This is a genomic window from Erythrobacter sp. JB2-19, assembly GCF_057365005.1.
Genome location: NZ_CP200290.1, coordinates 621,770 through 643,104, shown reverse-complemented (window position 1 = coordinate 643,104; position 21,335 = coordinate 621,770). Strand labels below are relative to the sequence as shown.

At 58.9% G+C, this 21,335-nt stretch carries 22 protein-coding genes; 13 read left to right on the top strand and 9 right to left on the bottom strand.

Annotated features, from left to right (window positions below):
* The first annotated feature begins 73 nt into the window (after positions 1–73).
* Entirely contained in the window at positions 74–2,146 is a 2,073-nt protein-coding gene (locus AC0V6O_RS03270; protein ID WP_486141494.1) for a S9 family peptidase, read from the top strand.
* A gap of 173 nt (positions 2,147–2,319) precedes the next feature.
* On the opposite strand, the gene AC0V6O_RS03265 is transcribed toward AC0V6O_RS03270, so the two are convergent.
* Positions 2,320–3,288: a MipA/OmpV family protein gene (locus AC0V6O_RS03265; RefSeq protein ID WP_486141492.1), complete on the bottom strand. Its 969-nt coding sequence runs from the start codon at positions 3,286–3,288 to the stop codon at positions 2,320–2,322.
* A 54-nt stretch (positions 3,289–3,342) separates the two neighbouring features.
* Positions 3,343–3,936 carry a DUF2585 family protein gene (locus AC0V6O_RS03260; RefSeq protein WP_486141490.1) on the bottom strand — a complete coding sequence of 198 codons (594 nt, stop codon included), beginning with the start codon at positions 3,934–3,936 and terminating at the stop codon, positions 3,343–3,345.
* Positions 3,937–4,095: 159 nt separating this feature from the next.
* Between AC0V6O_RS03260 and crtY the strand changes: the two genes are divergently transcribed.
* The 8 genes from crtY to AC0V6O_RS03220 all read left to right on the top strand — a co-directional run bounded on the left by crtY (position 4,096) and on the right by AC0V6O_RS03220 (position 12,902).
* Entirely contained in the window at positions 4,096–5,316 is a 1,221-nt protein-coding gene (crtY, locus tag AC0V6O_RS03255; RefSeq protein WP_486141488.1) for a lycopene beta-cyclase CrtY, read from the top strand.
* On the top strand, positions 5,313–6,905 hold the full coding sequence (locus AC0V6O_RS03250) for a phytoene desaturase (protein ID WP_486141486.1): 1,593 nt from the start codon (positions 5,313–5,315) through the stop codon (positions 6,903–6,905). Before crtY ends, AC0V6O_RS03250 begins: the two co-directional genes overlap by 4 nt.
* Entirely contained in the window at positions 6,902–7,150 is a 249-nt protein-coding gene (locus tag AC0V6O_RS03245) for a CPCC family cysteine-rich protein (RefSeq protein WP_486141484.1), read from the top strand. Before AC0V6O_RS03250 ends, AC0V6O_RS03245 begins: the two co-directional genes overlap by 4 nt.
* Positions 7,147–7,728, top strand: coding sequence for an LOG family protein (locus AC0V6O_RS03240; protein ID WP_486141482.1), 582 nt, complete (start codon positions 7,147–7,149; stop codon positions 7,726–7,728). The genes AC0V6O_RS03245 and AC0V6O_RS03240 overlap by 4 nt, the downstream gene beginning before the upstream one ends.
* Before the next feature lie 103 nt (positions 7,729–7,831).
* Positions 7,832–8,797 (top strand): phytoene/squalene synthase family protein, encoded by a 966-nt coding sequence (locus AC0V6O_RS03235; RefSeq protein WP_486141480.1) that lies wholly within the window; start codon positions 7,832–7,834, stop codon positions 8,795–8,797.
* A 31-nt stretch (positions 8,798–8,828) separates the two neighbouring features.
* Positions 8,829–9,323, top strand: a complete 495-nt coding sequence (locus tag AC0V6O_RS03230) for a nuclear transport factor 2 family protein (protein WP_486141478.1) — start codon at positions 8,829–8,831, stop codon at positions 9,321–9,323.
* A complete protein-coding gene (locus AC0V6O_RS03225) occupies positions 9,320–11,218 on the top strand; it encodes an acetyl/propionyl/methylcrotonyl-CoA carboxylase subunit alpha (protein ID WP_486141477.1) in 1,899 nt (632 codons plus the stop codon). The genes AC0V6O_RS03230 and AC0V6O_RS03225 overlap by 4 nt, the downstream gene beginning before the upstream one ends.
* A gap of 109 nt (positions 11,219–11,327) precedes the next feature.
* Positions 11,328–12,902: an acyl-CoA carboxylase subunit beta gene (locus AC0V6O_RS03220; protein ID WP_486141476.1), complete on the top strand. Its 1,575-nt coding sequence runs from the start codon at positions 11,328–11,330 to the stop codon at positions 12,900–12,902.
* Here the strand turns inward: AC0V6O_RS03220 and AC0V6O_RS03215 are convergent.
* Together AC0V6O_RS03215 and AC0V6O_RS03210 are read right to left on the bottom strand one after the other, a co-directional pair.
* The gene (locus AC0V6O_RS03215; RefSeq protein WP_486141475.1) at positions 12,883–13,509 is read right to left on the bottom strand and encodes a hypothetical protein; all 627 of its coding nucleotides are present in this window, start codon (positions 13,507–13,509) and stop codon (positions 12,883–12,885) included. The two genes, AC0V6O_RS03220 and AC0V6O_RS03215, sit on opposite strands and share 20 nt — an antisense overlap.
* 177 nt (positions 13,510–13,686) lie before the next feature.
* Positions 13,687–14,913, bottom strand: a complete 1,227-nt coding sequence (locus tag AC0V6O_RS03210) for a multidrug effflux MFS transporter (protein WP_486141474.1) — start codon at positions 14,911–14,913, stop codon at positions 13,687–13,689.
* 117 nt (positions 14,914–15,030) lie between these two features.
* Here AC0V6O_RS03210 and dinB point away from each other — a divergent pair, with 117 nt between their 5' ends.
* Positions 15,031–16,152 (top strand): DNA polymerase IV, encoded by a 1,122-nt coding sequence (dinB, locus tag AC0V6O_RS03205; RefSeq protein ID WP_486141473.1) that lies wholly within the window; start codon positions 15,031–15,033, stop codon positions 16,150–16,152.
* Here dinB and AC0V6O_RS03200 read toward each other — a convergent pair.
* The 4 genes from AC0V6O_RS03200 to AC0V6O_RS03185 all read right to left on the bottom strand — a co-directional run bounded on the left by AC0V6O_RS03200 (position 16,149) and on the right by AC0V6O_RS03185 (position 18,558).
* Positions 16,149–16,559, bottom strand: a complete 411-nt coding sequence (locus AC0V6O_RS03200; protein WP_486141472.1) for an NUDIX domain-containing protein — start codon at positions 16,557–16,559, stop codon at positions 16,149–16,151. The genes dinB and AC0V6O_RS03200 overlap by 4 nt on opposite strands.
* A gap of 83 nt (positions 16,560–16,642) precedes the next feature.
* Positions 16,643–17,290: a 6-phosphogluconolactonase gene (locus tag AC0V6O_RS03195; protein WP_486141471.1), complete on the bottom strand. Its 648-nt coding sequence runs from the start codon at positions 17,288–17,290 to the stop codon at positions 16,643–16,645.
* Between the two features lie 107 nt (positions 17,291–17,397).
* Positions 17,398–17,862 (bottom strand): Dps family protein, encoded by a 465-nt coding sequence (locus tag AC0V6O_RS03190; protein ID WP_472640670.1) that lies wholly within the window; start codon positions 17,860–17,862, stop codon positions 17,398–17,400.
* Between the two features lie 132 nt (positions 17,863–17,994).
* On the bottom strand, positions 17,995–18,558 hold the full coding sequence (locus AC0V6O_RS03185) for a hypothetical protein (protein WP_486141470.1): 564 nt from the start codon (positions 18,556–18,558) through the stop codon (positions 17,995–17,997).
* A 114-nt stretch (positions 18,559–18,672) separates the two neighbouring features.
* On the opposite strand from AC0V6O_RS03185, the gene AC0V6O_RS03180 reads away from it, so the two are divergent.
* The 3 genes from AC0V6O_RS03180 (at position 18,673) to AC0V6O_RS03170 (ending at position 20,766) form a co-directional block, all read left to right on the top strand.
* Positions 18,673–19,467, top strand: a complete 795-nt coding sequence (locus AC0V6O_RS03180) for an SDR family oxidoreductase (RefSeq protein ID WP_486141469.1) — start codon at positions 18,673–18,675, stop codon at positions 19,465–19,467.
* A gap of 73 nt (positions 19,468–19,540) precedes the next feature.
* The gene (locus AC0V6O_RS03175) at positions 19,541–20,011 is read left to right on the top strand and encodes a MarR family winged helix-turn-helix transcriptional regulator (protein WP_486141468.1); all 471 of its coding nucleotides are present in this window, start codon (positions 19,541–19,543) and stop codon (positions 20,009–20,011) included.
* The gene (locus AC0V6O_RS03170; protein WP_486141467.1) at positions 20,008–20,766 is read left to right on the top strand and encodes an enoyl-CoA hydratase-related protein; all 759 of its coding nucleotides are present in this window, start codon (positions 20,008–20,010) and stop codon (positions 20,764–20,766) included. Before AC0V6O_RS03175 ends, AC0V6O_RS03170 begins: the two co-directional genes overlap by 4 nt.
* 87 nt (positions 20,767–20,853) lie before the next feature.
* Here the strand turns inward: AC0V6O_RS03170 and AC0V6O_RS03165 are convergent, their stop codons facing one another.
* Positions 20,854–20,967 (bottom strand): enoyl-CoA hydratase, encoded by a 114-nt coding sequence (locus AC0V6O_RS03165; protein ID WP_472640666.1) that lies wholly within the window; start codon positions 20,965–20,967, stop codon positions 20,854–20,856.
* Between the last annotated feature and the right edge of the window lie 368 nt (positions 20,968–21,335).

Sequence of the window (21,335 nt, the reverse complement as noted above, 5' to 3'; positions counted from 1 at the left end):
TCATCATTTGCCAAAGGCGAGTTGAACGTTATGACAGGCGCGTAATAATCCATCCACAGGGGACAATTTTCCTATGAACCGGCTTTCCGTAATTTCCGCCACATTGTTCGCATCCGTCTCGCTGACTGCCGCCGCCCATGCCCGCCCGATGACGCCTGAAGACGTTGCCAAGCTGGAAAGCGTCGGCGCGGTGGCCGTCTCGCCCGATGGAGAGCGCATTGCCTTCACGACCTCTAGCCTGCCGGATGTGACCGAGGGCGAGAAGGACGGATCGTTCACGCAGGAATTGAAAGTGGCAAGCGCACCGGGCGATGCACGCGCTTATCTGCCCGATGATGTCTCGCCGGGCGGCGTTGCGTTTTCGCCAGACGGCCAGATGGTCAGCTTCCTATGGACGAAGAAGGACGAGAAACGCGCCGTTTGGGGCGTTCCAGTGGACGGCGGCACGTATAAGAAGCTCGCCGAAGTCGAAGATGCAAACGTCCGCAGCTACCGTTGGAGCGATGATGGCAGCACCTTGTTCCTGCTCGCCAACGCTGAGGAAGACAAGCAGCGCACCAAGCAGCGCAAGGCCGGCTTTAACGCGCGAGTTTACGAAGAAGAATTCAGGCCAGCACGCATGTTCGCCGCTAAAGTCGGCGATGAAGTAGACGAAGAACCGCGCGAGATTGCTTTGCCCGGTTTCGTTAGCGCATTCGACATTGCGCCCGGCAATGCATTCGGCATCGTCGAAACCGCACCGACCCCGCTGGTCGATGATAGCCTCACCAGCAAGCGAGTGAACATCATTGATCTGAACACCGGCAATGTTCGCGCAGTCGTAGAGACACCGGGCAAGATCGACGATGTCGAAATTTCCCCAGATGGCAAACAGCTTTCGCTGATCGCGGGCGTCGATATGAACGATCCGGCGGCAACCACGCTGCATCTCGTCGACACCGCCACCGGCGTGTACCGCGCGCTTAACGCGGGCGCTGAAGAAGCCGCCGTCGACGCGGAATGGCTTGCCAATGGCCGCCTTGCCACCGTCATTCACACCGGCGCGCAAAGCGTGCTGCGGATTTACAATTCGAACGGCAAGATTTCAGGCGAGATTGATCCGGGCGAATTGATCCTGACACGGGTTGAGGCCGCTGGCGGACAGATGGTTGTCGCTGCGAACAGCCCCAAGCACCCGAATGAAGTGTTCGCCGTAAACGGCAGCACCTTCACCCGCTGGACCACCCAAAACCCATGGCTGGCCGATATCTCCTTCGGTAATCAGCGTACCTACACCTATACCGCGCGCGATGGCCAAGAGATCGAAGGCGTTCTGATTGAACCGGTTGGCGGCGCTCCAGAAGGCGGTGCGCCGACCATCATGAATATTCATGGCGGGCCGGAAGCACACGAAAGCAATGGCTGGCAAACCGGCTATTCGAAGCCGGGCCAAATGGCCGCAGCCAAAGGCTATGCCGTGTTCCTGCCGAATTATCGCGGGTCAACCGGATATGGCACTGCTTTTTCTAAGCAGCATCAGGGCAATTACACCGATCCAGAGTTCACCGACATTGTTGATGCAAAACGCGCGCTGGTTGCAGAAGGCATCACCGATGCGAACCGCACCGGGATCACCGGCGGATCATACGGCGGCTATGCCAGCGCATGGGGCGCAACCGCGCATTCAGCGGAATATGCCGCCAGCGTGATGTTCGTCGGCATCTCCAACCAGGTCAGCAAATTTGGCACCGGCGACATCCCTTATGAGATGTACAATGTGCACAGCCGCAAATGGCCATGGGATGATTGGCAGGCGATGCTGGAGGTTTCCCCGATCTTCCACGTCGACAAGGCAGAGACGCCGATCCTGATCATGCACGGCGACAGCGACACCCGCGTTGATCCGGGCCAGTCGTTTGAGCTTTACCGCTCGCTGAAAATCCGCAAGCCAGAGACGCCGGTGCGCTTTGTGCTGTATCCTGGCGAAGGGCACGGCAACCGCCGCGCAGGCAGCCGCTATGATTACAGCCTGCGGATGCTCGAATGGTTCGACACCTATTTGATGACGGGCGATCGCAAGGCGGCTCTACCCGCCCCGCGCCCGCAATTGGCCGAAGGCGCCAAAGGCGCGAGCGCCGATGATGTGGACGACGACAGCGAAGATTGATTTCGCGCTTCACTAAAACAAAAAGGGCTGCCCTAACCGGCGGCCCTTTTTATGTTTGACAGTCGATGGACCAATCGGTTGCGCAGCGACCGCAAGGCCAAGTGGCCGCCCACAGCGGTGCGGACTTGCCCGCAAACTGCGAGGATAGCGCAGGCCGGATAGCGTGCGAAAGATTAAAAAGTATAACCCACACCCGCGCCGACCAGGAATTGATCCGCGCTGCCGCGGACAGAGGTGAACGGCGTATCAGCCGCATCGCCGACCAAGCGGCTGTAGCCGCCAATCCCATAAATATTCAGGCCACCGTTCAAAGCGTTGCCACCTAAATCAAAGGTGACAATCGCCGTCAGTCCAAGGCTGTTTAGCCCGCCATCCGCAGTGAATTCTGCCAGGCCGCTGTCCGCACTCTGTTGAGGCGTGACGGTGTAGTAATAATCGGCGAAGCTATCGTCGACGAAGCTCGCACTGGCGCTGACCTGCACCACAGCTCCGCGTCCAACTGGGGTAAAATAGCCGACACTGGGCTCGATCAGCATGCCGTCATGCGCGCCCAATATGTCCCATCGCACCTGCGTCGACAAAGTAACCGCATCGAAGCGGTTGAGCACGCCGGGGATACGCGCGCCGCCTTGCACGCCGATCTCAAACGCGGTGTCTAAGTCCTCGGTCAGCGCAACCACAGGATCTTCGATATCGCCATCGCGGTCACTGCGCAGGCGAAAGGCTGGCCCGAAGGAGACGCTGGTCTCAGATGGTCCAGCACTCGGCGCCTGTGACAGCAGATCGAGCGCAAAGCCGGGCCCATTGGGGCTGATGCCGATCCCGCCAACGCGGCCAACGATCAGCGGCAACGGAAAGACGTTGTAGTCATCCGACCCGGAATAGCTCGGCACCAATCCCGCGCCGATGCCAATCGTCACCCAGGTCTCATCAAAGACGTTTTCACCGTTCAAAACACCTGGTGGTGGGCCTCCAGCTCCGCTTGACGGACCTTGCCGCTCTGAAGACTGAGCTTGGCCGCCAACAGTATCTCGCTCGCTCGGCTGAGATGCATCCCCTTCACTATTGCCGTTCGCATAGGCAGGCGTGCAGGCCAGGCCAGCGGCAGCGACCAGCGCCCACGCAATTGTTTTTCGTGACATTTGTAGCTCCGTTTCAGCCATTCAACCGACCGTCCTTGGGTCGGTTCCCAAGGCTCAGGCGGAACCTGCCGCTTGCCACTCAGCAATTGCCTCAACCGGGAACAACAGCATGATGACATTCAACGTCAGATTGTCGCGCACCACATAGGCAGCGAGTATCTCCATGATGACCGCCAATATGACGGTCACCCTCACGGGTAGCCTAAGCGCGAGGTAAAAGCCGAAGCTCATCCAGCCGATGTCTGCGAAGGAATTGAGCACGCTGTCACCAGAATAGCCCCAATTGGCCGTGACCGAGCGAAACCGAGCAATCACCATCGGGGTGTTTTCTAGCACTTCCCAAGCCGCTTCAAGAAACACCGCGAGCGGCAATCCCCAACGCACGGCATTCTTGCCGCCCAGGCCCAATTTGCTGAAGAGCAGCCAACCAAACCCATAGAAAATCATTCCGTGGATGATGTGGCTGGGCGTGTACCAATCGGAGATGTGCTGGCTGTTGCCAGAGGAATTGATGTCCCCGTGCCACAACTTGATATCACCGCATTCACAGATCGGCGGGCGATCCATCGCCAGCAGGATTACGATTGTCGCAATCGTTATGCCGATAGAGACGAACACAGTGGTGCGGTTGGGAATGAGTTTTGCCATCACGTCTGAGTGTGAATCAGCGCGCGCGCACTTGCAAGCAAAGATCACCGCAAGCGCCCATAATCACAGCGGAAAGAACAGGGCAGCCGCACGGCATTATGCCTGCCATTACAACGCGCCATTGCCGATCTCTCACGCATTCCCTAGGGCGAGGTCAGGATGAGCGGAAACATAATCGATGTGGCCATTGTTGGCGGCGGATTGGCTGGCGGATTGATTGCGCTGGCGCTTTTCCGCGAACGGCCCGAACTGCGCCTATCCATCATCGAGAACGGCAAAAGCTTTGGCGGCAATCACCGCTGGAGCTGGTTCGACAGCGACCTGTCAGAGACAGGCCGAGAGCTGCTCGCCGCCTTCCGTCAGACCGAATGGGACAGCGGTTATGACGTCGCCTTCCCGAAATATCGCCGCACTCTGAGAACCGGTTATCGTTCTATGGCCAGCGGCGATTTTCACGAAGGTCTCGTGCGGCTGCTGCCGGAGGGGGCACTGCGCCTAGGCTGCGCGGCAGAGGCAATCGACGCGCGCGGTGTGACCTTGGCGGATGGGGAGCGGATCAATGCCCGCGCCGTCATCGACTGCCGCAGCTTTTCACCCAGCCCGCATTTACGCGGGGGCTGGCAGATTTTCATGGGCCGCCAGATGCGGCTGGACGCGGCACATGGGCTGGAACGCCCGGTGATCATGGACGCCGCCGTTGACCAGCTTGCCCCGCGCGGCAATGGCGGGGCCTACCGCTTCGTCTACACATTGCCGCTGGGCGCACATGACGTGTTTGTCGAGGATACCTATTACGCCGACGAGCCAGAGATGGACCGCGGCGCGCTATCCTCTCGCATTGATGCCTACGCCCGCCAGAATGGCTGGGATGACGGCGCGATTGTTGGCAGTGAAGCAGGATTGCTGCCCGTTCTGACCGGCGGCAATTTCGCTGCTTATCAAGCCGAAATGCGCATTCCCGGCGTAGCCATTGCCGGCGCGCGCGGCGGCTTCGTCCACCCACTCACCAGCTATACGATGGCGATCGCGGTCGATAACGCCCTCACCATTGCCGCAGAGGCCGACCTAGCAGGGGCGCAGCTAGCCGCCCTTTTTGAAACGCGGGCCGCGCGGCACTGGCGTAAGACCAGATATTACCGGACGCTCGCGCGCATGCTGTTCTTCGCGGCAAAGCCGCACCGCCGGGTCGACATATTTCAGCGCTTTTACACCCTTCGCGAAGGCTTGATTGAACGATTCTATGCCGCGCGCTCCACCCGGCGCGATAAACTGCGCGTCCTTTGGGGCAAACCGCCCGTAGCTATTCCGCGTGCACTCGCCGCCATGATCAAAAGCGGCCAGCCGCTGACAACCAAAACCCAATCGGAGAAGCCGGTATGAATGCCCCCGAGTCGCAGACCGCCAAGCTCGACCTCGGCTCTCCGCCTGCGTCTGGCCAACAGGGTATCAACCCGGCCTTGGCAGAGACCTATGAGGGGCGCACCGCCTGCGTTGTTGGTGCGGGGTTTGGCGGCATGGCACTGGCCATACGGCTGCAATCGGCCGGGATCACGACCACCGTGGTCGAAGCGCGCGACAAGCCCGGTGGCCGTGCATACTTCTGGGAAAAGGATGGCTTCACATTTGATGCTGGCCCCACCGTCATCACCGATCCGCCGTGTCTTGAGGAGCTGTGGCAACTAACCGGGCACGACATCTCTGAAGACGTTGAACTGATGAAGGTCATGCCGTTTTACCGGCTAAATTGGCCCGACGGCACAAATTTCGATTACTCGAACGACGAGGCGGAACTCAACGCCGAAATCGCCAAGCTCGATCCCGATGATGTGGTCGGATATGCACGTTTTCTGGAGTATTCCGCAGGCGTGCATGAGGAAGGCTATCTCAAGTTAGGTCATAAGCCATTCCTCGATTTCAAGAGCATGCTGAAAGCCGCCCCGGCGCTGGTCAAGAAACAGGCCTGGCGCAGCGTCTATTCCATGGTCTCCAGCTATGTGAAGAATGAGAAACTGCGCCAAGCATTGTCGTTCCACTCGCTGCTGGTTGGCGGCAATCCGATGAACACCAGCGCGATCTATGCGCTCATTCACAAACTGGAAAAGGACGGCGGCGTGTGGTGGGCGCGCGGCGGCACCAATCGCCTGATCGCGGGCATGATCCGCCATTTTGAGCGGCTGGGCGGGACAATGCGCGTTGGCGACGGTGTGAAACAGGTTCACACGATCGGCAATCGCGCCACCGAGGTGGAGACCGAGAGCGGCTGGAAACAGCGCTTCGATGCGGTCGCTTCCAACGCAGACATCATGCATTCCTACCGCGACTTGCTGTCGAGCTCACCGCGCGGACCACAGGCGGCAAAGTCACTGTCCCGCAAGAGTTTCAGCCCGTCGCTGTTCGTGGTGCATTTCGGGCTGGAGGGCGCATGGCCGGGCATCCCGCATCACATGATCCTGTTCGGTCCGCGCTATAAGGGCTTGCTGGACGACATCTACAAAAACGGCGTGCTACCGCAGGATTTCAGCATCTATCTGCACCATCCGACCGTCACCGATCCGAGCATGGCACCTAAAGGCAAGAGCACGTTTTACGCGCTTGTGCCCGTCGCCCATATGGGCAAAATGCCGATTAATTGGGATGTCGAAGGGCCCAAGCTGGAAAAGGCCATCCTCGATGAGGTTGGCCGCCGCTTGATCCCGGACATCCACGACCGGATCGTGACCAAATTCAGCTATGCCCCGAAGGACTTCAAGCAAGATCTCAATGCGCATTTGGGCAGCGCCTTCAGCCTTGAACCCGTCCTATGGCAGAGCGCTTATTTGCGCGGCCACAATCGCGATGATGTGATCGACAATTTCTACCTCGTTGGCGCAGGCACCCACCCGGGCGCAGGCATCCCCGGCGTAGTCGGCAGTGCAAAAGCAACCGCCGGCTTGATGCTGGAGGATTTGGCGGCCAAAGCGGCGACATGAGCAAAGAACCCTGTCCGTGCTGCGGATTTCTGACCATGCCAAAGCCATGGTCGTTTGAGATTTGCATGGTTTGCTGGTGGCAAGACGACGGACAAAATGATGAGAATGCAGATGAACAATGGGGCGGCGCCAACAAGAACCTTAGTCTTGCACAGGCGCGATTGAATTTCCGTGAGTTTGGCGCATCCCATAAGGAATATGTCGGACGCGCCCGCCCACCAAAAGAAGATGAGCATCCAAGATGAAACGCCTTGCTGTCTATTGCGGATCGGCCACTCCCGAAGACCCGCGCTATATCGAACTCGCCCGCGAGGTCGGCCAAAGCCTTGCCGAGCGAGGCATTGGCGTCGTTTATGGTGGCGGACGGCTCGGCCTAATGGGCGCTGTGGCGAACGGCGCGAAGGACGCGGGCGGCGAAGTGATCGGCGTGATCCCAGAGGCGCTGGTCAATTCCGAGGTTGCCAATCACAATTGCGACGAGCTGATCACTGTTACAGGCATGCACGAGCGCAAACAGCGTTTCACCGATCTCTCCGATGGCTTTGTGACCATCCCTGGCGGGGTCGGCACGATGGACGAATTGTGGGAGGCGATGAGCTGGGCCCAGCTTGGCTACCACTCTGACCCGGTGGGCCTGCTCAATGCCTTTGGTTTCTATGATGATCTGATCGCATTCAACGCCAAAATGGCGGATGTCGGCTTTGTCCGCCCGGCCCATCAAAACATCCTGATCCACGCAGACACCATGCCTGATCTGCTGGACAAAATGGCCGCTTACCAGCCGCATACGCCGATCTTTCGGATGAAGGCGTCTGATCTTTGATGATTCCTTGCCGGCCCACGCCCTCCACCCTTCCACCCGGATGGTATCCCGGTAGGCTCCGGGTGGAAGGGTGGAGGGCGCAGGTCCGCGAAGCTCGTTCAGTATGAACACTACAAGCGAACAACGCGCCGCTTTGGTCGAACAAGCCCACCTCTCGATCAAACACGGATCGCAAAGCTTCTCTGCCGCCTCAAAATTGTTCGACCAGGAAACGCGCGAACGCGCTTGGCTGCTCTATGCCTGGTGCCGCCGCGCGGATGACATTGCCGATAATCAGGACATGGGCGGGCCGCTAGGCGATCAATCCAGCGCTGAGGAACGCTTGGCCTTGATCCGCAAGCTTACCGACAAAGCGCTAAGCGGCGAGCCGACCGGCGATCCTGCCTTCGATGCACTCGGCGTGGTGGCGGCAGAATGCGGGCTAACCGCGCAAATGGCCGAGGATGTGATCGAGGGTTTTGCATTGGATGCGCAGGATTGGCGCCCGCGCAGCGAGGCCGACATGCTGCGCTATTGCTATCACGTGGCGGGTGCGGTTGGCGTCATGATGGCGGTGGTCATGGGCGTCGCCCCAGATGATGAGGACACGCTCGATCGGGCGTGTGACCTGGGCCTAGCCTTCCAACTGTCAAACATTGCCCGCGACATTGTCGAGGATGACGCCGCGGGCCGGTGCTATCTGCCAGCGGAATGGCTGGTCGAGGAAGATATCGAGCCTGGCCAACACACCAAGCCGCACCACCGCGAGGAGCTCGCCGATATGGCCGCGCGGCTCGTCGCCTTGGTTGAGAAACACGAAGCCGCCGCCCGCGTGGGCGCCGCTCGCCTGCCCTTCCGCAGCCGCTGGGCCGTGCTGTCGGCAGCGCGGATTTACGGCGCGATCGGGCGCAAAGTTCGTGCACGTGGCACAGAGGCGTGGAACAGCCGCACCTATGTGCCCCGCTCCGAAAAGGCACTCTATGGCGCACGCGCATTCCTGTCCGCCGTGATCAACCGGGAAAGGCACCCCGATGGCCCGATCACCTGGGGGATAAAGGATTTCAGGCCGACCTCTCCCAATCCGGCTTGAAGCCCCGGCCCTGAGCGCGTAGCGAACTGACATGAGAGGAATTCTGACATTCGCATGCGCAGTGATTGCGTGCACTGCATCACCTGCATCCGCGCAGCTTGTAGTCCTGCCGACAGGAGAGGTCGTGTCCGCAGTGGAACGGTTTTTCGCAGCCTTGCGAAGCGAGGATAAGACTGCGCTTGCCGACACCATAATGCCAGAGGCGACGATTATGATCATCGATCAGATGGATGCAGACAATCCGCGCACGATCACTGTACCGGTGGCCGATCATCTCGCGCGCTGGGCGAAAGACACCCGATCAGTCGACGAGAAAATGTATCGGGATCATATCCATATCTCTGGCAATCTGGCGCAGGTTTGGGGCCCGTATACGTTCTGGGTCGAGGGTGAGATTACACATTGCGGGACCAATTCGTTGAGCCTCGTGAAAACTGACGGCGAATGGAAAGTCGGCAATACCAGTTTCACTATGGTTCCGCCCGATCAATGCGCCGATATTGATGCACCGGGACGTCCTGAATGATCAAAAAACTCCTTATCGCCAATCGCGGCGAAATCGCCTGCCGCATCATGCGCACCGCGCGGGCCATGGGGGTCGCCACAGTGGCGGTCTATTCCGATGCCGATGCCAAGGCTTTGCATGTGCGAAGCGCCGATGAGGCGGTCCATATCGGTCCCTCGCCCGCCGCCGAAAGCTATCTGATCGGCGAGAAGATTATCGCGGCAGCGAAAGAGACCGGAGCCGAGGCGATCCACCCCGGCTATGGCTTTCTGTCGGAGAACGCAGACTTCGCGCAGAGCGTGATCGACGCGGACCTGATCTGGGTCGGGCCGAAGCCGGACAGCATCCGCGCGATGGGCCTGAAAGATGCGGCCAAGCAGCTGATGATGGATGCGGGCGTTCCGGTGACGCCGGGCTATTTAGGTGAAGACCAATCGCTGGAGCGCCTTTCCAAAGAGGCGGACGCGATTGGATACCCTGTGCTGATCAAGGCGGTCGCAGGCGGCGGCGGCAAGGGCATGCGCAAGGTCGACGCGGCAGAGAATTTCGCAGCCGATCTGGAAAGTTGCCGGCGCGAGGCCAAGGCGAGCTTTGGCAATGATGAGGTGCTGTTGGAGAAGTGGATCACCTCACCGCGCCATATCGAGGTGCAGGTCTTCGGCGACAGCCACGGCAATGTCGTCCACCTGTTCGAGCGCGATTGTTCGCTGCAACGCCGCCACCAGAAAGTGATCGAAGAAGCCCCCGCCCCTGGCATGGATGAGGGAACTCGGACACAAATCTGCGCCGCCGCCGTGCGCGCTGCGAAGGCGGTCGATTACGAGGGCGCAGGCACGATCGAATTTATCGCCGATGCCAGCGAAGGCCTACGCGCGGACCGCATTTTCTTTATGGAGATGAATACGCGACTTCAGGTCGAGCACCCGGTGACCGAAGAAATCACCGGTGTGGATCTGGTGGAATGGCAGCTGCGCGTCGCGAGCGGAGAGCCGATCCCGCTAAAACAGGACGAGCTGAGCATAAACGGCCATGCGATCGAAGCGCGGCTCTATGCTGAGGATCCGGCGAAGGGGTTCCTGCCGAGTACGGGGCGGTTGGATATCCTAGATTTCTGTGGCGATGCGCGCATCGAAACGGGCGTCGAGGAGGGGGCAAATGTTTCGCCGTTTTATGACCCTATGATCGCCAAAGTAGTTTCCCTTGGTGAAACGCGGGAAGAGGCAATCGAGGCCCTAGCCGTGGAACTCGAATATTCGTCAATCTGGCCCATAAAGACCAATCTCGCTTTCCTAGTTAGTTTGCTTCGCGATGAAGACGTCGTGCAAGCCAATCTCGATACTGGTTTGATTGAGCGCAAGCAGGAAGCACTGACCGCACAACCCGAGTTGAGCGACCGCGCCTTGAGTGATGCGCTTCATTGGTTTGTGCGAGAAACCACCGGCTTTGGCCAATTCGATCCAAAGGCAGAACCCTTAATCGGTGTTCGCCTGAATGGGGTGCAACAGCAGGAATTCAGACTGGCAGTTAACGGCGAGGTGACAGCGTTCCAATACGACCCAACACCCAAAGGGCAGTATTTTGAGCACGGATTCAGAGACTGTATCGAGCCTCATGCGCAGTTCGTCAGCATTGGCGGGCACATGTTCAAAATTTCGCTCCCGCGAACCGAAAGTGGGACAGGCACTTCCGCCGCAGACGGCGCGATCCTCGCTCCCATGCCGGGCAAAGTTATCGCGGTTGATGTGAGCGAGGGCCAAGCAGTCAAAGCGGGCGACCGGCTGATGGTGCTGGAGGCGATGAAGATGGAGCATGCGCTCACCGCCCCGTTTGACGGGACCGTCACCGAGCTTTCCGCCAGTCAGGATGCGCAGGTTCAGGTCGAGGCGGTGCTGTGCGTGGTGGAGCCGTCCGAATGATTTGCGGCCGCGCCACCCGCGCCCTCCACCCTTCCACCCGGATCATGACCGGGCGTGATAATCCGGGTGGAAGGGTGGAGGGCGCGGGTGGCTCCGGCACGAAACGAAAATGACCTGGCAATCTGAACTCGAAGAACTGCGCGCACGCGAGGCGCTGGCCGAAGAAATGGGCGGGCCAGACAAAGTCGCGCGCCAGCATGGCCGGGGCAAGATGGATGCTCGCGCGCGGCTCGCGGCGCTGGTTGACGAAGGCTCTTTCCGTGAAATCGGCAAGATCGCTGGCAAGGGGCGCTATGACGAAAACGGCGACCTAGCCGGCGTCACCCCTGCCCCGTTCCTGTTCGGCAAAGCCACCATCAATGGCCGCCCCGTCGTCGCCACAGCCGATGATTTTACCATTCGCGGCGGCGCAGCGGACGCAGGCATTTCGCGCAAGATGGTGCAGGCGGAAAAGATGGCACATGAGCTGAGACTGCCAATCATCCGCATGATTGACGGCACGGGCGGCGGCGGCAGTGTCAAAACACTGGAGCAGATCGGCGCGACCTATATCCCCGCCGTGCCCGGCTGGGGCGATGTGGTGGAGAACCTCGACACTGTCCCCGTTGTGGCGCTGGCGCTGGGACCGACCGCAGGCCTGGGCGCGGCGCGCACGGTCGCAAGTCATTATTCGATCATGGTGCGCGGCCTCTCGCAATTGTTCGCCGCTGGCCCCGCCGTGGTCGATGGGCTGGGCGAGAGCTACAAGGGCTCGGCCGATCACGCACAGGCCAAGGAAGAGCTCGGCGGTGTCGATATTCACACCCGCAACGGCGTGGTCGATGATGAGGTCGCGAGCGAGGCCGAAGCCTTTGCCCGGGCGCGCCATTTCCTGAGCTTTATGCCCGAACATGTCGGTCAGCATGCCCGCCGTGCGCAGCCGAGCGATCCGGTGGACCGCCGCGAAGAAGCGCTGCTGTCGCTCGTGCCGCGCGATGACAAGCAGGTGTATTCCATGCGCCGCGCGATGGACCTGATCCTGGACACGGGCACAATGTTTGAGATCGGCAAGAACTGGGGCCGCGCCGCGATCACCGCGCTTGCCCGGCTCGATGGCTATCCGGTAGCAGTGGTGGCGAGCGATCCGAGCTATCTCGGTGGCTCTTGGGAGGCGAAAACCTCTGAAAAGGTTGAGCGCTTCGTGAAGCTCGCGGACCAATTCCGCCTGCCAATCGTGCACCTCGTCGACAATCCCGGCTTTATGATTGGGCGCGAGGCGGAAATGGCGGGCACGATCCGCTACGGCGTGCAGGCGATGAACGCGATCTATAAGGCCAGCGTCCCTCTCGCCAGCATTGTGATGCGCCGCGCCTATGGGATCGCGGGCAGCGCGATGAGCAATGCCGAAAAGTTCCAATATCGCTATTGCTGGCCCTCGGGCGATTGGGGCAGCCTGCCCATCGCGGGCGGCCTAGAGGTTGCCTACAAATCCGAGCTGGAGGCGGCCGATGATCCCGCCGCAATGCTTGAAGAGATCAAAGCGAGGCTAGGCAAGGTCACCTCGCCATTCCGCAGCGCTGAACGCTTCAATGTCGAGGACATTATCGACCCGCGCGACACGCGGCCGCTATTGTGCGAATTTGCAGAGCTGGCGTGGCGGCGTCTCGAAACGGGTCGCGAGCCGACTAGTCTTCGATGGCGTTGAACGCACCATCAGCGCTCCAGCCACCATCGCCTTCACCTTCTGAATTGTAGTGATTTGCGTAGGTTTCCCGCGCATCTAAGCGATTTTGCTCGCCCACATTGGCCGGCTTGTTGCCAAATTGTGACTGACTTTCCAGCACCAACACTTCTTCCTTCACCAAACCGTCGAGATCGAATTTTGCAAAGGCTTCGTCCACTAGGCTCTGATCCAATGGGCGACTTGAAAGCGTGGCATCAACCACTTCACGCAAAGCGATTTCTGCGACCGCTTTTTTGTGGTCCGCGAGTTTTCCTTCGAACTGTGCACCCGGGCAAGATACTTCGACGTTCACACCCTCAGAACGGACAGTGGTAAGTTCTGCGATACAGACAGCATCTGATCCCGATTTGCGATCAATGTACTCAACAAGACCCGGGTTAGGGCTGTAGGAATATGGCCTCCAACCGCCCAGCTTAACGCGCTTAAGTTTATTGTCTGAACCATCAAGCAGGCGCACAGCCTCTTGTTTGGTCAAAGGATAGACCTTGGCAGGCTCGCTTGATGGGAAAAAGAACACACCCAGACCTACTGCCGGGACAAGCACCATACCAAGAATCAGTTCGCGCATCAGTCTTCTCCAAAAAATGCACGGTTCCATTAGATAAAACTAGTTGCGGTTAAGTAAAAATCGCTTGGCCTTATATCAAAGTCAGACGTTTCGACCGTGATCGTTATGGAACTTGATAGGTCAAAGGTTCACTGATCTGATCGCCGGCGGAGGGGCGTGCAAGAACAATTACTTCACTCACCCATTTGGCCGCGTGAATAGCCTGCCCCGCTCGCTGAACAACACGATGCCCAGCGACAGCAACGAACAGACCAGCATCGACATAGCCAGAGGCGCGGTGGTGCCATCATAGGCCGAACCAATGCCCGCGCCCAGCAGCGCGCCCAATGTCATGCGGAGCGCAGCATGAACAGAGCTGGCAGCACCTGCGATATGGAAGAATGGCTGCATCGCAATTGAGCTGAAATTCGCACCCACAAAGCCGAGCATCGCCATATTGAAGCTCATGAGCGGGACAAACTGCCAGATTGTCTGATTGGGTTGGCTAGCCGACCACAATTGCAGCAAGGAGGCGGCGATAAACAGGAACAACGCCGTATGGCTGACCCGGCGCGCGCCAAAGCGTTCTACGATCCGCGAATTTAGGAAATTGGCGGCCACCATTCCCAGCACCGCTCCGCCAAAGATCAGCGCGAAGTATTCGCCCATTCCGAACGCCTCGCCGATCAATTGCTGCGACGAATTGAGAAAGCCAAACAGTGATCCAAACACCAGTCCGCTGCCAATGACGTAACCGATTGCCTGACGGTTAAACAACGCCTGGCCCATATTTTGCGCAACAGTGGCAACATCGATTTTCTGCCGAGTTTCATCCGTCAGCGTTTCCGGCAGGCGCAGCCATGTCCACGCAGCCACAAAAGTTCCGACCACCGCCATCGCGATGAAAATGGCCTGCCAACCTGCGAAGATCAGAATGACTTGACCAATAGCCGGAGCGATAATCGGAACAATCAGAAAAATCATCATGACAAGGCTCATCAGTCGGGCCATTCGATCGCCGCCCACCTGATCTCGCACAATCGCCGCCGGTACGACGCTGAGCCCAGCGCAGGTAAAACCTTGCACCAGACGCATCGCAATCAGCATGTCAAAACTGGTCGCTAAGGCGCAGGCGGCCGAAAATCCGATGTATGCGAACAGGCCGACGGCCAGCACTGGCCTGCGCCCGAAACGATCAGCAAACATTCCAGGAAACAACGCGCCCAGCCCTGATCCAAGAAAATACGCGCCGATCACCTGCTGCCGGTCATTGCCATCAGCATTAAAATCGCTCGCGATCTCTCCCAGAGCGGGCAGCATTGCGTCAATGCCAAACGCCTGCAGGCTCATCAGCAGCGCCATGAGCACGATCATCTCGCGCTCACCCAAGGCTTTGGGAGCTGCGGCGGCTGTTGTTGTTGACATGGTCTGCGGTCATTGGGCGTAAGCGTACAAGAAGGAAAGCAGCGATTTGATCGAGCTTGGTTTTTGTGGCGGACAGCGAAGGTTTCGCTTGGCCAAGTGATCGCGTAATACAGCGCTATGGAAGGCAACGCAGGAACCGGCGGCGGAAACGAAGAGGCGGTTGGCCTGCGCAAAATCATCCATGTCGATATGGACGCGTTTTTTGCCAGCGTTGAGCAGCGCGATCACCCTGAACTGCGCGGAAAGCCGGTGGCGGTGGGCGGATCTGGCGGGCGCGGGGTTGTCGCCGCCGCCAGCTATGAAGCGCGCAAATTCGGCGTACGCAGCGCCATGCCATCGGTCACGGCCAAGCGGCTGTGCCCCGATCTCATTTTCGTGCGCCACCGATTTGATGCCTATAAAGAGGCCAGCCGGACCATCCGCAAAGTGTTTGAACACCACACGCCGCATGTCGAACCGCTCAGCTTGGATGAGGCCTATCTCGATGTGACCGAGGATAGGCTAGGCATTGGATCGGCCACGCGCATTGCTCAACTGATCCGGCAGGAAATCAAAGCCAAGACCGAGCTGACCGCGAGCGCAGGCATTTCTTACAACAAATTTCTCGCCAAGATTGCCAGCGATCAGAACAAGCCCGACGGCATGTGCGTTATCCGGCCGGGCGAAGGCGCAGACTTTGTCGCTGGCCTGCCGATCCGCCGGTTCCACGGGGTCGGGCCAAAGGCGGAAGAGAAAATGAAGCGCTTTGGCATAGCGACGGGCGCGGATCTGGCCGCGAAAGACATCGCATTCCTGCGTGAAAATTTTGGCAGCTTTGCCGATTATCTCTACCGCGCCGCACGCGGCATCGACCTGCGCCCGGTCAGCGCTCATCGGGAACGCAAGTCGGTTGGCGGAGAGCGGACCTTTAACGAAGATATCTCCAGCGGCGCGCAATTGCGCGAAACTCTGGCCAATATCACCGACATCGTGTGGGAACGGATTGAAAACGCCAAGGCGCGCGGGCGCACGGTGACCCTAAAAATGAAATACACCGATTTTCAGAATATGACCCGCTCGAAGTCTTTGCCGGATTGGGTTGCAAACAAAGAAGAATTTGCGGCCATTGGCCGGGAGCTACTGGAGGAGGCTTTGCCGCTCAGGCTGCCGATCCGTTTGATGGGGCTGACCCTGTCCAATCTGGAGGGCGTAGAGAACAAGTCGCCGCCCAAAGACACCGCGCAATTGTCGCTGCTTTAGTCGGCGACCGCGCTGCTGCCGCCCTTTTGCACTCGCCAAAATTCCAGTCGTGCACGGGTTCGCTCGTTCAGCGGTTCTGGCAATGAATGCAAGGGGAAGAACCGCGCCTCCAGCACCTCACGCTGGTCCGGCTTCGGATGATCATCACAAACGGCCGTGAACAGATAGGCCTTGTGTGGCGCGCCTGAAATCACTTCGTCGATTGTCCCGATGAGGGTCACGGCACCTAGCTCCAGACCCAGCTCCTCATGCACTTCGCGCAGCGCAGCCTCGCTAGCATCCTCGCCTTTGCTTAGGCCGCCGCCAGGCAGCGCCCAGCCCTGCGGGCCGTAACTGTGCCTCAGCAACAGCAAATTGCCGTTAAAGTCGGTAATGATCACCGAACAGCCAGCCAGCGGGTGTTTCATAAGCCCACGCCAGCGATGCCGCACCTTGTGCGCAAGGGGCAACGCAGCCCGATGGAGCGCAGCAGGAATAAGGGCGGTCAGCTTCATGCGAAGCAGGTTAGCGTCTGCTCGCCCACTGCGCCAATCAAACGTGCAACCGGCAGATTGTGCTCGCTCACAAGCGCCGCCTCAAACACGCTTCGCTTTTCCGCCGAGCCGCCGAGCGTAAACATCAGCTGCCCGCTGTTTAGCAGAGCGGGAATGGTCAGCGTTATACGATCAAATGGAGCCTCTGGCGGCAGCGGATCGGGCGTCAGGCGGCGGATCAGCTGGGCGTCGTCTACCTGTGGATCAGTGTTTGGGAACAACGAGGCGATATGCCCGTCCGCCCCCATCCCGAGCCATGCCAGCGCGAAACGCGGCGGTTCCTCCGCACTAGGCAGAGCGACAACTTGTGCGCCAACCGGCTCAAAAATGCTGCGCAATTTTCCAGTGTTGGAGGCCGCATGATCCTCTGCCACGATCCGGTCATCATTGGGCCACACGATAATGCGCGACCAATCGAGCGGATGTTTTACCAGCGCTTCAAATATCGGGAAAGGAGTTGAACCACCGGGTACGGTGATTGAAATTGGCAAGTTGCCCACTTCGCCTCCACGGTACAATGGCGAGTTCAATGCATCGCTGAGCTGCCCGGCGACAAATTCAGCGATGGTCTCAGGCGTGGCGGCTTCGATCATATGTGTTTTCATTTCACCGGCATAGCAAAAGGGCCGCCTCCGGCTAGCGGAAACGGCCCCTTCGTGATCTTTGCAATCGTATTCGCCGGTGCTCGGCAATGCCGGGGATACAGGCGCATTTATCCTTGGAGCAGTGAGTTAAGAAACCAGACGCGTTCTTCGGCCATATCGGTCCAATCGTCGATCAGGCCATCGGTCGCGTTATCACCGGCCTGCTCTGCGGTTTCTTTCATCGACTTGAGGCGATCAACCATACGCTGGTTATCATCGCGCAACTCGGCGATCATCTCCTCAGCAGACAGGGACGCGCTGTCCTGGTTTTTAACCTGAGTATGCTGTGCGATCATGCCAATCGAGGTAATCGTATCGCCGCCCAGCTTACGGGCGCGCTCGCCGATCGCGTCAATCTGGCCCTGGATGGCCAGCGCCTGTTCGTCGAACAACAAATGCAGGTCGCGAAAGCGCGGTCCCTTTACATGCCAGTGAAAGTTCTTGGTCTTCACGTAGAGGGCAAAGTGATCGGCCAACAGACCATTGATTGCGGCTACCATTGCGGTTTTGGAATTGTCATTTGGGTCGAGCATTGAAAGGCTCTCCTATTCTCGTGTGGGGCGCCTGAACGGTGTGTCGGCGCGTCGTAAAGTTGCATCCAATCAATCGCCAAGCTGCCGCATCAGTTCCGAGAAAATTGAAGTTACAACAATCATTCGAGCCAATCACAGAAACATGTAACGAGCGTTCAATCCAATCACCAAAGCCGCGACAATCAAACAAAACCCAAAGCCAAACCGGATGGTACGCAGCGGAAACCGCTGCAATTGTTTGAGTCCCAGCGACCAACCGAGACCAATGGCCGCGATGCCGCCAATCGCTCCGCCGATAAAGGCCGTGGTTGGGTAGACCGCCTCGGCCGCGAGCGCGAAGATCGCAAAGCGCGCCGCATCCCCGATCTGGCGCGCGAGCAAAACCGCGCCAATCGCAATGTAAGATCGGGTCGGCTCCTTCATCGGTTTGACCTTGACCCGCCAGCACAGTTCGAACGCGGCGATGGCCAGCGCGAAGGCGACCAGCATATCTGCGGCACGCGGCGGCAAGATTGCGGCCATGGTTGAGCCAGCATAGGCCATCACGCCCGCGCTCATCACAGCACAGGCCGCACCCGCAATCAGCAAACCAAAATTGCGTTCCTCCACTTCGGAAAACTGCGCAATGATCAGCTGATCACGCCCGCCCAGCGCGATCACAAACACCAGCAGCATAGCAAAGAGAAACGAGTCCATAGCTCCGCCCTAGCTATGCCACAGCGGTTTCGCCAGCGCCTCCTGCGGCTGAGACTTGCAGCTACGCGCCGCTCGCTTACAAGTCTGAGCAATCAGGAAAAACGGGGAGAGCATATGAAACTGACAAAAGGCATGGCCGCAGTTGTTACCGGCGGCGCATCGGGTCTGGGCCGGGCAAGCGCAGCGGCTTTGGCAGAGGCCGGGCTGAAGGTCGCGATTTTCGACATCAATGATGAAGACGGCGAAGCGCATGCAAAGACGATTGGCGGCACCTTTCACCATGTCGACATCATGGACGAAGCCTCGGTCGAGGCGGGCTTTGCAGCTGCGCGCGAAGCCAATGGCCAGGAACGTGTCACCGTCCACTGCGCCATGGCCAGCCGGCGCGGCAAGACCATCGGCTGGGACAAGGAAAAGGGCGGATACAAGCGTCTCTCCACCGAAGATTATGAATTCGGCGCGCAGGGCATTCTGGTCGCGAGCTACCGGGTGGCGAGCATCTCTGCACTGGGTATGGCCAATTCTGAACCGGTCAACGATGATGGGGAGCGCGGCTCCATAACCCTTACCGCTAGTGTCGCGGCGCAAGACGGCCAGATCGGCCAGACGATCTACGGTTCTTGCAAATCCGGCGTGAACGGCATGGTTCTACCGATGGCTCGCGACCTGATGGACTTGGGCATTCGGTTGAACTCAGTCATGCCTGGGATTTTCGCGACGCCGCTGATGCTGGGCATGAAGGATCGCAATCCGCAAATGTGGGATCAGCTGAACGCCAGCGTCCCCTTCCCCAAGCGCCTCGGAGAGCCGGAGGAATTTGCCTCGCTGATCGTGGAGATCGCTCGCAACACCTATATCAACGGCCACCAATTCCGCTTGGACGGCGCGATCCGCATGCCACCCAAATAGCTAGTTTGAGCGCTGCATCCGGTAACCCACAGCTTGACAACCGTCCAATATTAGTTCGTATGCGAACAATCAAATGTCCAAGCTTCGCATCTTCCACCAGCTTCAGGCTGCCCATGCCGCCCTATTCCGGGCAGCGAATCATCATTTGCGCGATCAGATCGGACTTGGCAGCGCGCAGCAGGCGATCCTGTTTATGCTGGCAAAAGAGGATGGATTATCGCTGGGCGAAATTGCGCAAGCGCTGCACCTAGGCAAATCTGGCCTCAGCGGCTTGGTTGATCGGATGGAGGCAGCCAATCTGGTCAAACGGACGCCGGATGAGCAGGACCGCCGCCGCATTGCTCTCACGATCTTGCCGGCTGGGCGCGCAATTGCGCAGCACACATCGCCAATCACAAAGGCGATCAACACCGAATTGCTTAAGCCATTTTCCGAGCAGGAGCGTCGCACAATCGCGCGCTTTCTCGACCACGTGACATCGCATTCACAAACAATTGTCGCACGCAATGTGAATGCCCCCCAATCAAAGGAACCAAGCCGATGACCGATCATATTCGCATTGAAACCGCCGACCGTTTGACGACGGTGTCCTTCGACCGTCCGGAAAAGAAGAATGCGATCACGCAGGATATGTATCAGGCCATGGCCGATGCAGTGAACGGCTATGCCAGCGACGATAGTGCGCGCGCGCTGATGTTCACTGGTATTGGCGATTACTTTACCTCGGGCAATGACTTGCAAGATTTCGCCACGGGCCCTCGCGGCGACGGCTTGCCGCCGGTCGTGCAATTTCTCCACGCGATCAAGGATTGTCCAAAGCCGCTGATTGCCGCCGTCAATGGCCCCGCGATTGGCGTCGGCCTGACGCTGACGCTGCATTGCGATCTGGTCTATTGCGCTACCTCGGCGACTTTTGCCGCACCGTTCGTAAAGCTGGGCCTGGTGCCAGAGGCGGCGTCCTCGATGCTGCTGCCAGCGATCATCGGCATGGCGGCGGCGAACGATGTGTTCATGACCGGGCGCACGCTGACATCTGCAGAAGCACTGCGCATGGGGCTGGTCTCACGGGTGTTTGAAGATGATGTGTTTGCGGCGGAAACCCGCGCGCTGGCGCAATTGGTTGCCAATGCTGCGCCGAATGCAATGCGGCATTCCAAGGCGCTGGTCCGCACTCAGAACGAGGCGATCACCGAATGTATGAATGTCGAAGGTGAGATTTTCGCGGCGCAATTGAAATCGAGTGAGTTCGGCGAAAGCGTGGCTGCGATGATGGCGAAGCGTCCGGCGGTCTACCCGTAATTTGCGCCTCTCTGTCGCCCAGCCTCCAAGGTTGAGACCGGGCGCTGGCCTTAGGGCCTTAGCGGTCGGTGTTCATGTAAACGGCTCTTAAGCGAACAGACCGGGGCTGGCTGGAACGATCGCGCCTGCGAACAAGACGGCTGAGATAGCGACGGAGAGGACGGCTGCGAGGATCGTGGTGCTGTTGGCGTCGGCGTACATGATTGAATTCCTTTGGGTGGGTTGGCGCTGTTAAGCGAAGAGAGTTGGGCTGGCTGGGATGATCGCTGTGGCGAACAGAGCGGCAGAAATGGTCAGTGAGAACACAGCTGCGAGGACGGCGTTGTTGGTTTCGGTAGCGAACATTTTGAAGTCTCCTATTGGTCTGTTTCGTATCTGGCGAGGCGATCCCGCTGGATGAAAACAACTCTGCAGGAGCCGTGCCAAACTTGAAAATTGGCAGAATTCTGAGCTTTTGAGAGAGATGGTCGATTTCCCACACAACATCACTTGCGGATGATTGGGAAATGACGCCAACAGTTGGGATCAGTATTTATGCCGCTGTAAACACATCGCCCAACGCACTCCTA